Origin of the sequence: Zhongshania borealis (genome assembly GCF_039539625.1) — a bacterium.
GTDB classification, from domain to species: domain Bacteria; phylum Pseudomonadota; class Gammaproteobacteria; order Pseudomonadales; family Spongiibacteraceae; genus Spongiibacter; species Spongiibacter borealis.
In genome coordinates this window covers 171,012-187,814 of sequence record NZ_BAABDM010000004.1, presented here as the reverse complement: position 1 = coordinate 187,814, position 16,803 = coordinate 171,012, and the positions used below count along the sequence as shown (strand labels likewise).

The window sequence follows — 16,803 nt, the reverse complement described above, 5'->3', positions numbered from 1 at the left end:
AGAAAACGCGAATTTACTTGCGAGCCAAGTACGAGCGCCAGCTGCCCAAGTCGGTAATGTCCTCAGCACCGGCTAGCCCCGAAGCTTCGCAGATAAAACCGCTGACCTGACTGCCATCTTGCAGACTTACCTTGCCGATCCCTAAGGGCGCGGGAATACCTGCCACAAAGCTACCAAACTCGCTGGTCGGCAGCGACCACACTTCCACCTCGATAGCTCGCCCCTCGCCCGTCGGCGCGACGACCATACCAGGGCGCAGCGGCGGCCCACCGGCCAACGCATAGAGTTTATAGTTAGCCGCAGACTGAGTCTTTTGGAGAAGATAACCGCCCCGCTCACTCAGCTGCCAATTCAGCGGTTGGCCTTCCAAATGTGCGCCACACACCGCAACAGATATACGTTGCTGATCGCCAACAGCCGCGGCGCCGGTCTGCTGAAAACAACCTTGCCCTTTACCCAACGGCAATTGGAAACACTGCTGCATACGATTGGCTATCGACAATAAACGCCGGTCGGTAAACGCCTTGCCAATCAAGGTCACCCCAAATGGAAAGCCACTGTCAGTAAAACCGGTCGGCACGGCCACCCCAGCCATATCAAACAGATTCATGTAATTGGTATAAAAGCCGAGATTGCTATTGAGGGTAATTGGATCTGCATTCACCGCCTCAATGCTATAGGGCCGGCCTGCGGTGGGCGTAAGCAAACAATCAACACCCGCCATCACCGACTCCGCCGCCTTACGCAGCTCTTTTAAACGATATTGGGCTAAAAAGCCCTGTACTGCTGTGGCCGTTTCACCCTGGCTTATAATTTTGCGAGTCACCGCCAGCATTGCCTCGGGGTTTTCCTGAATGAGCGGCGATGTTGCAATATAGCGTTCCGCGACCCATGGCCCTTCGTAAAGCAAACGTGCAGCTTCGATAAAGGGCGAAAAATCGAGTTCGACAAATTCAACGCCAGTCGCCGCCAAGCGCGCAATGGTTAGCTGATAGGCATCGCCATAAGCATCGTGATCATAGAAGCGAAGTTGCTCAGCAGCTAACACACCTATTTTAAGCGGCCCCTGCCAAGCGCCGTAATGACGACTTTGGTTTGCAAAGGGGTTTACGCGACTATAAGCATCGCTGTCGTCCTCGCCCTCGGCCACGGCCAACAGCGCATTGGCGTCGTCGCAGTGCAGCGCAAAAATGGTAATGCAATCCAATGAGCGGCAGGCCGGTAACATGCCGCTGGCCGACAGTAGGCCAATACTGGGTTTAACACCGACTAAATTATTAAAACACGCAGGCACTCGCCCAGAGCCGGCGGTATCCGTGCCCAGCGAAAAACTCGCCATACCGAGTGCCACTGACACCGCCGAACCGGCGCTGGAGCCACCGCTCACCATAGCGGGATCAAAACTATTTTTGCAGGCACCCCAAGGCGAGCGCGTACCAACCAAACCCGTCGCAAATTGATCCAGATTACTTTTGCCGACTGGGATCGCACCGGCGTCAATCAAGCGTTGCACCACAAACGCTGATCGCTCTGGCGTGTAGCTAAACTCGGCGCATGCCGCTGTGGTCGGCACACCCGCTAAATCGATATTATCCTTTATGGCGAAGGGAATTCCGTACAACGGCAAGGCGGCAATATCCACCTGCGCTAGGCGCATAAAATACGGTTCGAGTTCTGCCTGGCTTAAGGTGTGAATCCATATATTGTGATCAGCGTACTCGGCAATACGCTCGGCGATCGTTTCAAACACCGCCCGAGGAGTGAGGCTGCCGTCCAGATAGCGTTTGCGCAAATCTACCAGACTTAAAGAATGATCCATGCTCATAGTACTTTCTCCAAAATCAGCAGCGACTGCCCAGCGCTAACACGCGCACCTTCGCGTAATAATTGTTTTTTCACGCGACCTGCCTCTGGCGCTAAAACCGCGATTTCCATTTTCATTGACTCCAGAAGTAGCAGCGGCTGCCCTTCTTTCACCACATCGCCTTCGGCAACCAGTAATTGCCAAACGCTACCTGCCACAGAACTGTCGACGGGAATTTCGCCCTCGGCCAAGGCGACAATATCAACTTCGTCGATAACTTCTGGTGCCTGGTAATGAAACTGACCGTCAGCGTGCCAACGCGCCAATTCCTCAGCAAACGCCTGCTCGCGCTTAGCGGTGTGGCTACTAATCTCCGCATCGTTTTCTAGCAACATAGCTTGATAGTCAGACAGAGAGAACTCGCCCTCTTCTATTCGTAACGGGTATTTTCCTAAGGGGAAATCCTCGCGAATTTGCAGTAGTTCATCGTGTTCAACTTCGTAGAAACGAATTTGATCAAAGAAACGCAGTAAATACGGTTCGGTAAATTCCGCAGTGCGCCGGTAGCGATTCCACATTTGCAGGGTACGACCTATAAATTGGTAGCCCCCTGGGCCTTCCATACCGTATACGCATAGATATGAGCCGCCAATGCCCACTGAGTTTTCAGCAGTCCATGTACGGGCGGGATTGTACTTAGTGGTGACCAAACGATGCCGGGGGTCAACAGGCGTTGCAACCGGTGCCCCTAGGTATACATCGCCCAAACCCATGACCAAGTAAGCTGCGTTGAAAACAATTTCTTTGACCGCCGCGATATCGTCCAGACCATTAATACGACGAATAAACTCTAAGTTGCTTGGACACCACGGCGCATTCGCGCGCACCGATTGCTGGTATTTTTCAATCGCCAACTGGCAGGCTGCGTCGTCCCAGCTCAGGGGCAAGTATACTGTCCGCGATGGCACATTGAGATGCTCAAGCTGCTTAGACAGATAGCTTTCGGCGGCCACTAATTTATCCAAAAGCACGGCGAGGGAGATCTGCATTGAGTCATAGTGTAGTTGCAGCGAGCGAATCCCCGGCGTGAGTTCAATTACACCGGCGATAGGATGTTGCTGTAAATATTGCATCAGGGCATGAGCACGAAAGCGCAGGCGAATATCCAGTTCTTGCGGGCCGTACTCCACCAATAAGAAATGATCACCCGCGACGCGGTAGAGGACTTCGTCGCCAAACTCCTCCGCACTCAAACGACGAACAATGGGCGATGGCAGGGTCGCTAGAGAATAAGCCTCCGGCCCCGGCGGCGCTAACTCGCTTAAACTCAAGCGCTGAAATTTCTCAGCGGCCACTGCGTCGCTTACGCTCACCGCAACAAAGTGAATTTTATCGCCGGCGCGGAGTTGCCCCAACTTCCAAAGGTCTGCTGTGATCACCGTGGCCGGGCAGACAAAACCACCCAGTGATGGGCCATCCGGCCCGAGAATAACCGGCATATCTCCGGTAAAATCGACAGTGCCAAAGGCGTAGGCATTGTCGTGAATATTAGACGGGTGCATCCCCGCCTCGCCGCCGCTACGCCTTGCCCACGTTGGCTTTGGTCCGATCAAACGCACCCCGGTGCGACTGGAGTTGTAGTGCACCTCCCAGCTCGCCGCAAAAAATTCCGCGATGTCATCGTCGGTAAAAAAATCCGGTGCGCCATGGGGGCCGTATATCACGCGCAATTCCCAGTCGTTGCCAATGGCGGGTTTCAAAATATCTTGTACAGGTCGCGCGGGAAGCAGATTGCCGGGCTCACCTTCGCAGAGTGACAATACGTCGCCGACCATCAACGCCCGGCCGCTGTGACCACCAAATTGACCCAAGGTAAAGGTCGAGCGCGACCCCAAATATTCGGGGCATTGAACACCGCCCGCCACCGCTAAATACGACCGCGCGCCTTCGCTAATCCGACCCAAAGCCAGAGTTTGCCCGGCCTTAATATCGATCACTTGCCACAGCGCCGAATCCAAATTGGGTTCGTCGTCACTGGCGACTGAACTAGTATTGAAATTTTGCAATGACAGGGGCTGACCATTGATCGTCACCGGAATTTCGGCACCACCGATCACCACTTGGGTATCCGCGCTGAACAACAAGCTTGGCCCCTGCAAGGTAATTTCCAAACCGGCCGCTCGAGCATCATTGCCCAATAGGCGATTGGCCAAGCGAAAGGAATAACTGTCGAAGGGGCCAGACGGTGGTACACCTACATTCCAGTAACCCAACCTCGCCGGGTAATCTTGTACCGTGGTCTGAGTACCCGCTTGCAGAACATCTATGCGCCGCGGCTGCCACTGGAAATCGTTTAAATATCGTGTGGTAAGTTGTCCGCTTTTGAGAACGTCATCATTTAACAGTGCCCGCAAGTAATCGCGGTTGGTAACAATCCCGTACAGTTCAGTGTCAGCCAGCGCCGTGCGCAGCCCTGCCAGCGCAGCGTCACGATTGTCACCGTGAAAAATAATTTTTGCCAACATGGGGTCAAAATACGGCGATACCTCTAAACCACTGTCTAGCCAGTGATCTATGCGCAAACCCATCGCCGCAGGGAACGCAACTTTACTAAGCAGACCAGCGCAGGGTTGAAATTGCTTGTAGGGGTCTTCGGCATACACCCGCACCTGAACGGCATGACCTTTCGCAACTAGTCCCCCGCGTAACTGCTCCAACTCCGGCAAATCGCCACAGGCCAGCATCAACATCCACTTAACGAGGTCGACACCCCACACGGCCTCTGTCACGCCGTGCTCTACTTGTAAGCGGGTATTCACTTCCAGAAAATAGAATTGGGTGGTATCGGGATCGTAAATAAATTCAACAGTGCCGGCGTTTCGGTAATTAACCGCCGCGAGTAATTGTTCAGAGAGTGTATACAAAGCCTGACGTACGCTCTCTGGCAAATTGGGCGCGGGGCACTCTTCCACCACTTTTTGATTTCGACGCTGGGCTGAGCAATCACGCTCTCCGATTGCCACAACTTGGCCGGCACCGTCGCCAAACACCTGTACTTCTATGTGGCGTGCCCGCGCTATAAATTTCTCTAGAAAAACACCGTCATCGGCAAAATTATTACTGCCAAGTTTTTTTACTTTTTCAAAACCGCCGCGCAACTCCGCTTCACTGTGGCAGACCTGCATGCCTATGCCGCCGCCACCCGCTGTGCTCTTGAGTATAATGGGGTAGCCGATCACGCTTGCGTGGCTAAGTGCGCTATCGAGGTCAGCCAGCAGACCAGTGCCCGGTGGCAGTGGCACGCCTACACTTTCTGCGATATCCCGCGCGCGATGTTTTAATCCAAAACTCTGCATCTGCTCTGCAGTTGGACCAATAAAAGCAATATTGGCTGCTTCGCACGCCGCTACAAAACCAGCATTTTCACTCAGGAAACCATAGCCGGGATGGATTGCCTCTGCACCACAGGACTTAGCAATTGCTAGTATCTTTTCCGCATCAAGGTAGGTATCGGCAGCGCCACCCTCGCCAAGACTGTAGGCTTCATCGGCATGACGCACATGCAAGCTGCGCGCGTCGGCTTCAGCGTAAACAGCAACCGCAATAACGTCGAGTTCTTTTAGGCTACGAATAATCCGTGTGGCAATAGCGCCGCGATTCGCAATCAAAACTTTAGTGAACATAGTAGTCCAGTAACGGGCCGTCCCGTGACGTTTTACGACAGTGGCCGTCCACTGAAGATGATTTATAACAAATCAAACGCCTGAGAGCAGGCCTCTGACCTTTTGCTTAAGTATTCCAAACCAAGTATTCAATTGGTGTCGGGTTGTAGGCGTTGCAGGGGTTGTTTAATTGCGGACAATTAGAGATCAGTACATAAATATCCATAAGTGCTTTTAGCTCGACGTATTTTCCGGGCGCTGAAATACCGTCAGCAAAGCTAAGCCCGCCCTCTTCAGTCACCGGCACGTTCATGAAAAAATTAATATTGTGACTGATATCGCGTTTGCTTAAGCCGTACTCGGGCTTTTCGGCTATCGCCAACATCCAGCTATCGCGGCAGGCGTGCATGCAGCGCTTCTCTAAATCGTAGCGAACGGTATTACTCTCTGTGGCGCAAGCGCCACCCAAGGTGTCGTGCCGGCCACAGGTGTCGGCGACAATTTCCAGCATTGCGCAGTTGTGATTGCTCCGTAAGATCGAGCCCGCAGTAAGGTAAACATTGCCTTGTTCGCGAATGGTGTCGGTCGCGCTATAACGCTCACTGGGATTTTCTGCGCTGTAAAACAATGTGTCTGCGGCCTGATTCCCCTCTAGGTCTAAAATCCGAAAGGTTTGTCCGGCACTGACTTTGCCAAGATAATAATCGCCAGCGCCAACTGTCATCGAAAAATCAGCAGCATCGGCCTGTAATTGACTTACTTTAATCATCTTCAATCCTCCGCCTTAAGCGCCCAAGTAATACAAGGCGTTGTTAGCAAAACCCCGACGATTTTCCGGACAATGATTTAAACACTCATCATCGTCGGCAACCGGCGGCGCGATGGCGAGTTCAATGCCAACAAGGTGCTGCGGGTAGCTCGTGGCCTTGCTGTAGGGATGCGGGCAGCTGTGCAAAACAACCAGGGTGTCCATCTCAAAACGCAACGTAACGCTGTCGCCGCATTGACTAGGCGAAGCGGCTAAGGACATATTGCCCTCAGCATCCGTCACCACTTTGCTAAACCAATTAATGTTCGCCGCCATGTCAGCGGCCGCTAAGCCGTATTTTGCAAGTTCCACCAAGAATGCATCATTGCCATTTTGGTGCCAGTCGTTTCGGTCTGTTTGGTAATCCCGCGCACCCCATTTATCGACCACGTGTGACGCGTGACTATTACCGCACACGGTGTCATGCCAACCGAAGCTGTCTGCGGTAATTGATGCAAAAATTCGCCCCATGTCTGAGTACAAACAATGCCCTTGACTCAATTTAAAGGTGTGCTGACACTTCAAGGTGTCCGGCGCGTTATAGCGCTCGAGTAAATTTCGCGGATTGTAAAACAACATACCAACATTGCTGCCGCCACTTAAATCTCGCAAGGTCATTTGTGTACCCCGACGCAGTTCCAGCGACCAGTGTCCCCCCGGTGCAATTTCCGTTTTGTAATTTTGCATTTTATATTTCCTCCGCCACATTATTGGCAGACAGACTCCCATCTATTTCTTCAAGCAATTCCGGCTCACACACGCCAACCGGCAGGTCGTAGGTAATACCTGCTCCATAGGCATTAGGCGCCTGTGCGTCGACTCTTAGTTTGTCAAAAACCCACAAACGCGTGCCTAAGTGAAACCCCTCTTTTAAATCGTGGGTAACCATAAATACCGTGAGTTTGTGTTTGCGCCACAGATTTAAAACTAACTCGTGCATATCGGCGCGAATGCCTGGATCGAGTGCGCCAAAAGGCTCATCTAATAATAAAATTCGGGGTTTCAAAATTAAGGCCTGAGCAATGGCTAGACGTTGCCGCATACCGCCAGAGAGTTCGTCTGGGTAGCGATGCAACATGTGACTTAAACCAACAATATCAAGTAGCTCCGCTGCCTCGGCACGGGCCGCCTTTTTCGCTGCCCCCCACAAAAAGCCGAACTTACTACCTTCAAACGCGCGGGCAATTACCACGTTTTCTAACACACTCAAATGTGGGAAAACTGAATACTGTTGAAATACCACGCCACGCTCAGCATCAGGTTCATCCGCGATGATTTTGCCATCAAGTAAAATACTGCCCTGTGACGGGGTATCGGTCCCGAGTAACATGCGCAAAAAGGTACTTTTGCCGCAGCCCGAGGCGCCTACCAAGGTAATGAACTCCCCCTCTTTGACCGTGGCAGAAATATTTTCCAAGATGACGTTGTCATCAAAACGTTTCCAAACATTCTGGATTTCTATCATGACTTACCCTCCTGCTGTGCGTGCCACGGAAAGGCGGCAGCACTGAGTTTGGCAAGCGCGTAATCAATGATGAATGCCAACAGCGCGATCCACGCCACATACGGGAGTATTACGTCCATAGACAAATAACGCCGCACTAAGAACACGCGGTAGCCGAGGCCATCCGTCGAGGCAATAGCCTCGGCGGCAATCAAAAACAGCCACGCGGACCCTAGAGACAAACGCACAGCATCAATCAAGCGGGGCATTAATTGGGGAATCAACACCCTTACAATTATTTGCCAACTATTTGCACCCAAAGTCTGGGCTTTAACGAGTTGTTCGCGGGGAATCTCTAAACTGCGTTTTTGAATATCTCTGGCTATAAAAGGTGTAATACCGATGGCAATTAGTGCGACCTTCGACACTTCGCCCAAACCAAATACAATAAACAGCACTGGCAACAAGGCCATTGGCGGTACCAGCGACACCACGGTGAGCAGCGGTGCAAAACTGGCGTTGATTGTAGGTAAAGCGCCAGTCAACAAACCGAACAACATGCCCAACGACGCCGCGATGGCCATGCCGATTCCGAGACGACGCAGGCTACTCATGGTGTCTTGCCAAAATAAATAGTCACCACTGCGTTTACTGGGCTCAAAAGCCAAACGCTGAATAGCATCACCCATTTGCGTAAAACTGGGCAATAATTTGTCCTGTGGGTTGTCAGCAAGACGGGCATCCGACGCCGAAATATACAACAGTAAAATTATTGCAAAGGGCAGTAGCGCGAGGGCCACCCGCCATACTCGACTGGGTCGTAGGTTTATCAGTCGTTTCATATAGTTGCCAAACCCTTGTACATACACTTATCAAAGTAAGCGAAGCGGTAGCGAGTGGATAGGCGCATCCCTGCGCCAGATAGTATTGCCCATATTGCTATGGGCGTAGTCTCCCTCCCATTCGTCGGAGGGTGATCTCGTCATACGCGAGATTTACAGTTTGCCGTCTGCCGCCATTTGCATATAGCTTGGGTCGAAACGGAATTTGATATTGGCTTTGTTACCGAATACACCGGAGGGTGTTTCAATACCAATAAAGCCAGCGTCGGGAGCACCATCACCAAGTAAGCCATGCGCAAACGAAAACTCAGCAACATTCTTCATTGTTGTTTTCAAGGCCGCACTATTGGTAAAGGCCACCGCTGCTGCGGGGGTGTAAAACATTTCGGTACTCGCCAATTGCGCTTCGTAACCAGCTAGATCGGTGCCTGATGCCACGCCCATTGCGGTGCGAACCTCTACGCCACCTTTATCTTTGGCGCTCATCATGGCCATGATTTCGTACCAAGCGCCGGTAAGCGCCTTGCCAAGCTTAGGATTCGCCTTCAATACCTCAGTATTGATGACCAATAAGTCGATAATTTCACCTGGGATTTGGGAGGAATCAAAAACCTTGTTGGCGCCGGGCATCGTCATGATTTCGCTTAATAGCGGATTCCAGGTTGCCACTGAACTAATACCGGCTGTGGGGTAAACCGCGACCATATCGGCATCGGAGGTATTAACGACAGTGACATCGGATTCACTCAAACCGACACTTTCTAAGCCCCGAGCAAGCAAGTAATGAGAGACACTTAATTCCACTAAATTTACACGCTGACCTTTAATGTCTTTGAGTTTGTCATAGCCTTTTAATACCACACCGTCGTTACCGTTGGAAAAATCACCAACAATCAATGCCGTGCTATCAACCCCGCCAGCAGCAGGAATCGTCAAGGCATCCATATTCGTCATAGCACAAGCAGCAAATTCACCGGTTGTGTATTGGTTAATCGACTCGATGTAGTCATTGATTTGTACAACCTCAATATCGAGGTCGTATTTTTTTGCCCACTTATCCACGACCTTCTGCTCGGCGGCATAGCCCCAAGGCATCCAGCCAACATAAATTGACCAGCAGACTTTAAAGCTGTCAGTCGCGGCAGCAGAAAACGAAGAGAAAGTAAGTGTAAGCAGTAAAGCGGAAAGTCGCTTCATGGTTGAACCTCCAGAGGTTTTACACAGTTGCATAGAGCACTCCTGGCGCATATCGCCGTTCGTCTCCCGGGCTTTTGTCCCGCCGTGTAACCTTGTGACCTGATCTACTCAGATACCCCGAAGGTCGAAAGCTCTCGGACCAGTCGTTGCTTTTACTACAAATAAGTAGTGGCAACCGGAACCCTAGCCTTCCATTTTGAATATTATGTCCAATACCACCAAGAGTGCGGACACAAGACACTATACACATAGCATGCCAAAACCGAGATTCCCTAGTTTGCGGCGTTTTCATCGCAATATCGGCTGTAAACAAGCCTTCCAAGAGTGCATGTATGCGCACCAAATAAGAACACTAGCACCATTTTAACGCACTGCATTGCAGGGTAATCCATTGTCATAAAAATGCCCTAATTCCGACATTTTATTGTCCCCAAGCTGTAACAGCGCCCACCTACACTGATGCGGTTTTAATCATCTACCACCCACCAACAACGGGAATATTTATGAAACAAACACTGTTACATCTTTCGATAGCAGCCATCTTGGCGGCAGGTCTGACCGCCTGCGGTGGCGATGACGGCGACCGCGGCCCAGCTGGCGCAGACGGCAGTAATGGAACAAACGGCACGAATGGTACTGATGGAACGAACGGTACTGATGGAACGAACGGTACTGATGGTGCCGATGGTGCCGATGGTGCCGATGGTCAGGATGGCATCGAAGGCGCGGCGCTCAAACGCTTTGCGTCCGCGCCACTGGGCGCAGAATTTACAGGTCTTTTCGTCAATACCGATGGCGTTTTGTTCAGTAATATTCAACACCCAAGTGGCTCAAACACTACTACGGACGTTGACGGCAAAACCATTAATGTAGGCACCATTGGCGCCTTTATGAATATTGACGCTAACAATCTTGGCAACGTCGCGGCCATGGATTTCCCCATTACCACTGCAGACAAAGAACGCGTGCTAAGCGCCGCAGGTAACTATATGGCCCTTGCCCAACAGGGCGATCTACTGGCCAGCGGTAAAATGATGGGCGACATCGTTGCCGCAGATGGCACCACCGTATTAAAAAGCTCGAATGACCCTGATTTTAACGCCGCAGTGTCCGACGGTGGCACAGGTTACTTTTTGTACTCTAACTGGGAAGACCGCCCAGGTAGTATGAGCCGTATTGCCCTGAGCAGCAGCTACGCGGTAACCCAAGAAGGCATGCTCGATTTTTCTTCGGTGAACGGCACGTGGGTAAACTGCTTCGGCACGCTTAGCCCTTGGGGTACACCACTGAGCGCAGAAGAATTGTATTTTGACAATACCGCTGACTGGTTCGACGCGAATAATGGCAATGCACAGTCAATTGCAGAGTACCTGGGCTTCCCCACTGATGGTAGTGGTAGCTGGGGCAACCCCTATGACTACGGCTACATCATGGAAATCGGTACCAACGGCACCGTAGCCGCAGCTAATGTTGCTGACGTAGCAGTAAATAAACTCGAATTGATGGGTCGTTTTTCTCACGAGAACGCAGTAGTAATGCCAGACCTGCGCACTGTGTTTTTAAGCGATGACGGCTCCAGCACTGTCTTTTTTAAATTTATTGCTGACACTGCCGGTGACATGAGCTCCGGTTCACTTTACGCGGCCAAAGCAACGCAATCTGCGGGCGTAACCGACCCTGCTGAAGCGGCCTTCGCCATCGAGTGGGTAAAACTAGGCACAAGCACCGAAGCCGCAATAGAAGCGGCAATTGCTAGCTTCCAAGGAACGCTGGCCGAAGCCAAGCATATAAGCGATCAGCAAATTAATGATTATGCTGAATCAAAACTCGGTGAAGACCTTGACCTTAGCGGTACAGTTGCCAGCAACCCCTTTGGAGATGATCGTGTAGGCTTCTTGGAAAGCCGCAAAGCCGCAGATGCATTGGGTGCAACTGCCGAGTTCAATAAAATGGAAGGCGTAAATATCAACTTCGGTCTTGCCGACAGCTGGTGGAACGATGGTAGCGCTGATGGCGCGCAGGCTTATATGTATATGGCAATGTCAGATACGACTGTCGCCATGTCTGATGCAAGCGGCGACATTCAACTCGATGGCACCCACGGTAAATGTGGCGCGGTCTACCGTATGAAGCTTATCAAAAACAGCGATGGCTTGGTTGATATTAAGACTATGTCACCCGCTGTTGTTGGCGGCCCATACGACGGCAGCCGCAGCACCAACCGCTGTAACATAAATAACATATCCAACCCTGATAATCTGGTGATACTAGACGATGGCCGAGTAATGATCGGCGAAGATACCGGCAATCACCAAAACAATATCATTTGGTTGTTTGAAGATCCCGCTCTGTAAAACCCGCGTGTTATAGCAGTTTAGAGGGCGGATTATTCCGCCCTCTTTTTTTAACGGTAAAAAATTAATGAAACACATTAGTCTACTAATCCTTTTCGTTCTGGCGGCCTGCGATTCACATACTCAAGACAATGCGATCCCCACTCGCCAAGAACAATCTTTATCAAGCTCGACCGATACAAGCGTGCTTAAACAACTCTCGTTTCCAAAAACTATTGCTACTGTAACGCCTGGAATTTTACGGCCGCCGCAGAGTGACGAGCTCTACAACGCCGAAGCCGTCATTCCGCCGCAGTGTTATACCAAGCACGAAGGCCAATACAATCCCTGCATGACCTGCCACCAGAGTTATCCGTATCGCAGTCGCGCCAACACCATGAACGACAGTAATCTGCAAAGCGTGTACGCTTTCTCTGATCTAGGTCTAAACAACCATTGGCAGAATTTATTTGAAGACCGCCGGCCCAAAATGGCTGAAATAAGCGACCAGCAAGTTATTGATTATATTTACACGGACAATTACAGCCCTTTAATACAGCAACTCAAAGACACGCCCGATTGGCAGGGGCCAATCCCAGAAATTAAAAACCTACACCTCGGTGCCGCCGCTTTTGACGAGCAGGGAATTGCTAAAGACGGCAGCCAGTGGGTCGCGTTTAACTATAAACCGCTGCCCAGCACCTTCTGGCCCACCAATGGCTCTACTGACGACGTTATGGTCAGGCTACCCACAAAATTCCAGCAATCCGCTTGCGAAAGCTCGCCGGTATCTCGCGCCGCCTACCTCACAAATCTCTCGATTCTCGAGATGGCAATTAAGGATCTCAGTGAGATTTCAGTGCCGGATATTGACGAGAACACGCTCTGCCAAGACCTTAACCAAGACGGCCAAATGACAGTAATTCAAACGATTACCCGCCCGAGCCACTATATCGGCGGCGCGGCTGACGAAACCGTTAATCCGATGCTATATCCACTTGGCAGCGAATTTTTACATTCGGTGCGCTATGTCGGCATGGATAAAGCTGGCACCATCGGCCTGCCCCCACGGATGAAAGAATTGCGCTATATGCGAAAATTCAGCTATTACGACCCCAATAATTTAGTCTCTAAATACGGGAATGAGTACCAAGAAAAAGTCGAAGGTCTACTCCCACAATTCATTCATCGCGGTGATCAGGGCACCGACAATAGCTTTGGCTGGATGTTGCTCGGCTTTATCGAAAATAAACAAGGCCAGCTGCGCAAGCAAAGCGATGAAGAACAATTATTTTGCATGGGCTGCCATACCACTATCGGCTCGACTATTGATCAAACCTTTGCCTTTGCTCGCAAAGTAACCGGCGCCGCGGGTTGGTCGTATATCGATCTCATCGGCATGACCGACGCACCCAATGTCAATGCAGCTGGCAATACCAACAGTGAAGGGGAAATCAGCCATTATTTACGCACGGTTGGCGGCGGCAATGAATTCCGAGAAAATGAGGAAATTCGGCAACGTTTCTTTCATACCGACGGCAGTCTAAACACACAAGCCATACAAGGGCTGGATGTGTATCAGCTCATCACACCCTCGCTGCGCCGTGCACTAGATTTAAATAAAGCCTATATGACGATTGTCGCCGACCAAGACTTTATCCATGGTCGCGACGCCAATCTAAAGCCCGTAAGTAATGTGCACCAGGACATTGACCCAGAATCCACACCAGTACTCCCTAGTGACAAGACAGTGCAATGGGATATCCGTCTGCAATGGCCTACTCAAGGAAAATAAACGCCACGCCACTTCCGTTAAGTTCAAATTAATTGGATAGTGGCGTGATACAAAATATAATTTAGGAATGATGATGGCGCGCAAAAAAATCTCGCTCACCTTATGCTTAGCGGCTGGACTGAGCGCGCTTTCGATCGCTGGCTGCAATCAAACAAGTACCCCTGAACTTGCAACGCCAGACACGAGCCAGCACGAAGCGCCACTCGACAAATTCCAAGACACCCCATTGTTTGCTAACACACTAAATAATCAGTGGTACCGTGATGCCGCAAACACAGTGCGGCAAAAGCGCCTTGGCACAGCCGAGCGCGGCAAAGCCCGCAATGTTATCTTGTTTTTAGGCGACGGCATGAGCATCGCTACCGTTACCGCCGCGCGCATCCTCGCGGGCCAGCGCGCCGGACTAGCAGGCGAGGAACACGTCCTCAGTTTTGAACGCTTCCCCTACTTAGGACTTGCAAAAACTTATAATGTCGACTCGCAAACACCTGACTCCGCCGGCACAATGACCGCCATTGTCTCAGGGATCAAAACCAATGCTGGTTTGCTCGGCGCCGACGAAAATGTCATTGCCGGCGATTGTCAGAGTTTGGCTGGCAATGAGATTTTCAGCGCTCTGGAGCTCGCTGAATTGGCTGGCAAAGCAACCGGAATTGTGTCCACGGCGCGAATCACCCATGCGACACCTGCCGCAAACTATGCTAAATCAGCCGATCGTGACTGGGAGGACGATAGCGATCTTCCTGACTCTGCAAAAGCCGGTGGCTGCGAAGATATTGCCAGTCAATTAATTCACTTTGAAAAGAACTTAGCAGCACGAGTTCCCGGCGCAAAAACCGATGGCATCGAGGTGGTTTTAGGGGGTGGACGACGGGGGTTTATCAGTAAAACCGACCCCAGTGGCAACGGACGCCGCAAAGACGGTCAAAACCTGATTAGTCAGTGGCAACAACAATACCCCAATGGCCATTACCTAGTGAATAGCGGCGACCTGCAAGCCCTCGGCCCGGAATCTAGCGCTCCGATACTCGGCCTGTTTAACCCCTCGCACATGAACTACGACGCAGACCGTGATAGCAGCGCCGCGGGCGAACCTTCTCTACGCGAAATGACCGCAATCGCCATTAAACGCCTCAGCCAAAACCCCGAGGGTTACTTCCTAATGGTTGAGGGTGGCCGCATTGATCACGCCCACCATGCCGGCAATGCGTTTAATGCCTTAAATGAAACCATCGCCTTTGCCGATGCAATCGCCACCGCTGTGACGCTGAGTCAGCATGACGACACGTTAATAATCGTTACCGCAGACCACGGTCACGCCTTCGGCATGAGTGGCTACCCCAAGCGCGGCAATCCTATTTTGGGCAAAGTAGTCACTCTGGGCAATGATTCCCCCGCGCTAGCCGCCGACGGTATGCCCTACACAACGGTAGGCTACCGCAACGGACGAGGCTTTCAAAACCTCGGCGAGGATAAAAACGCCGATAATGGCTACCTCCAAGAAATTCATGCTGGCCGCAGTGACCTCGAAAAAATCGACACCCAGGCCAGCGGCTTTCATCAAGAAGCGCTTATTCCGCTTAGTGCCGAAACCCATTCAGGTGAGGACGTAAGCATCTATGCGCTGGGGCCAGGCGCAGCCTTGATCAGTGGCAACAATGAGCAGAACCTCATTTTCCACGTCATAAATTACGCGCTAAATCTGCTTGAGCCGATATCAGAAATCAGCCTCTCTAAGTAATATTACTTATTGGCGAGCTCGTACTCAGCACTTATGTTTTAAATCCAGTCATCAGAGCGTTCGCCCATGGATCTCGTCCAGCTGATTTACGCAAGCACGGTATCGGAGCAATTTAAAGAGTCTGATTTAAGTGTGATTTTAGGCAGTGCGAAGCAAAGAAATAACGCCGAAAGCGTTACCGGCATACTGTGCTTTAATGGCAAAAATTTTATGCAATGCCTAGAGGGCGGCCGTCGGCAGGTCAACACCATTTACGCCAACATCCTCGCTGATGAGCGGCACCAAGACGCAGAGTTATTAACATACGGCCCGATCGATAAACGCAGTTACTCGCAATGGGAAATGGGACTCGTCCCGCAGGAAGCCCTCACTCACTCATTGAACTTACTCTACACCGCCTCGGGCCAATTCGCTCCCTATGAGATGAGCGGCGCCAGTGCAGAGCAATATTTGCGGGCTATGCGCACAGCGATTCCACTACTCTGATCCACATATTACAGCGGAAAAAAAGGCGCATTGCCATTACAGCAACACGCCCAAAAAAGACCTACAGGGTGGGTAAAAATTTACTTCGCAGAAAGTTGTAACTGTCTGTGCTGACGAACTAAGGCATTGTAATGATCTGCCGTTTTCTCCAAACGCGCTACCGCTGCGTTATAAACAAAATCATCAGAATAGCCTTCACAGACTGCCAAACCATTACTGGCACGATTCAAGTACGTCTCTACTTGAAATTTAAGCGCAGGCATATCTTCAGTTCGACTTGCTTCCAGCGCAGGCAATTTAGGGGGGTTCATTACCGCAGCCAATGCGCAATTTGCATAACTTGTGAGCGACGTCAGCGTTAAAGCTGAAAACACGCCAACTAACATTAAGTTTTTCATCTAAGGTATCCAACAGCATCTTTACATGTGTAAATCATGATACCAAAATACCCACATTTAGATAGCTAAAAATACAAATTTTTGTGAAGACCATCATGAAAAATATGTAAGTCATTGTATTTAATATAATTAAAATATTAAAAAATAAAGGACACTATCGCCACCTACGTCACACAACGCAACTTGTGCAACATAGTAACAGCAGTAACATACCTGAATTTTGAGCATTAACACACATTTAACCGGAGTAAGCTCACCCTGACGCGATGCGACCTTACTCGGCAAAAAAAGAG

Annotated in this window: 12 protein-coding genes and 1 riboswitch; of the genes, 4 read left to right on the top strand and 8 right to left on the bottom strand. The window is 50.9% G+C overall.

The genetic code is table 11. The features are described 5' to 3' along the window. Positions 1–13: 13 nt before the first annotated feature. The 7 genes from atzF to ABD836_RS12200 all read right to left on the bottom strand — a co-directional run bounded on the left by atzF (position 14) and on the right by ABD836_RS12200 (position 9,757). A complete protein-coding gene (gene atzF / locus ABD836_RS12230; RefSeq protein ID WP_344936290.1) occupies positions 14–1,825 on the bottom strand; it encodes an allophanate hydrolase in 1,812 nt (603 codons plus the stop codon). Continuing rightward, complete coding sequence (gene uca, locus ABD836_RS12225; RefSeq protein ID WP_344936287.1) at positions 1,822–5,487, bottom strand: urea carboxylase; 3,666 nt, start codon at positions 5,485–5,487, stop codon at positions 1,822–1,824. Before uca ends, atzF begins: the two co-directional genes overlap by 4 nt. A 106-nt stretch (positions 5,488–5,593) precedes the next feature. Further along, positions 5,594–6,235, bottom strand: coding sequence for an urea amidolyase associated protein UAAP2 (locus ABD836_RS12220; protein WP_344936285.1), 642 nt, complete (start codon positions 6,233–6,235; stop codon positions 5,594–5,596). A 15-nt stretch (positions 6,236–6,250) separates the two neighbouring features. Beyond that, positions 6,251–6,961, bottom strand: a complete 711-nt coding sequence (locus ABD836_RS12215) for an urea amidolyase associated protein UAAP1 (protein WP_344936282.1) — start codon at positions 6,959–6,961, stop codon at positions 6,251–6,253. Between the two features lies 1 nt (position 6,962). Continuing rightward, positions 6,963–7,739, bottom strand: a complete 777-nt coding sequence (locus ABD836_RS12210) for an ATP-binding cassette domain-containing protein (RefSeq protein WP_344936280.1) — start codon at positions 7,737–7,739, stop codon at positions 6,963–6,965. Continuing rightward, the gene (locus tag ABD836_RS12205) at positions 7,736–8,560 is read right to left on the bottom strand and encodes an ABC transporter permease (RefSeq protein ID WP_344936277.1); all 825 of its coding nucleotides are present in this window, start codon (positions 8,558–8,560) and stop codon (positions 7,736–7,738) included. The genes ABD836_RS12210 and ABD836_RS12205 overlap by 4 nt, the downstream gene beginning before the upstream one ends. 153 nt (positions 8,561–8,713) lie before the next feature. Next, complete coding sequence (locus ABD836_RS12200; RefSeq protein ID WP_344936274.1) at positions 8,714–9,757, bottom strand: putative urea ABC transporter substrate-binding protein; 1,044 nt, start codon at positions 9,755–9,757, stop codon at positions 8,714–8,716. A 61-nt stretch (positions 9,758–9,818) separates the two neighbouring features. Next, a riboswitch (guanidine-I (ykkC/yxkD leader) is annotated at positions 9,819–9,955 on the bottom strand. 305 nt (positions 9,956–10,260) lie between these two features. Between ABD836_RS12200 and ABD836_RS12195 the strand changes: the two genes are divergently transcribed. The 4 genes from ABD836_RS12195 to ABD836_RS12180 all read left to right on the top strand — a co-directional run bounded on the left by ABD836_RS12195 (position 10,261) and on the right by ABD836_RS12180 (position 16,112). Beyond that, positions 10,261–12,111 carry an alkaline phosphatase PhoX gene (locus tag ABD836_RS12195; protein ID WP_344936272.1) on the top strand — a complete coding sequence of 617 codons (1,851 nt, stop codon included), beginning with the start codon at positions 10,261–10,263 and terminating at the stop codon, positions 12,109–12,111. A 67-nt stretch (positions 12,112–12,178) separates the two neighbouring features. Then, entirely contained in the window at positions 12,179–13,885 is a 1,707-nt protein-coding gene (locus ABD836_RS12190; protein WP_344936269.1) for a hypothetical protein, read from the top strand. Positions 13,886–13,958: 73 nt separating this feature from the next. Next, on the top strand, positions 13,959–15,626 hold the full coding sequence (locus ABD836_RS12185) for an alkaline phosphatase family protein (protein ID WP_344936268.1): 1,668 nt from the start codon (positions 13,959–13,961) through the stop codon (positions 15,624–15,626). Between the two features lie 66 nt (positions 15,627–15,692). After that, the gene (locus ABD836_RS12180) at positions 15,693–16,112 is read left to right on the top strand and encodes a BLUF domain-containing protein (protein ID WP_344936266.1); all 420 of its coding nucleotides are present in this window, start codon (positions 15,693–15,695) and stop codon (positions 16,110–16,112) included. Between the two features lie 80 nt (positions 16,113–16,192). Here the strand turns inward: ABD836_RS12180 and ABD836_RS12175 are convergent, their stop codons facing one another. Next, complete coding sequence (locus ABD836_RS12175; RefSeq protein ID WP_344936264.1) at positions 16,193–16,510, bottom strand: hypothetical protein; 318 nt, start codon at positions 16,508–16,510, stop codon at positions 16,193–16,195. Positions 16,511–16,803 lie beyond the last annotated feature (293 nt).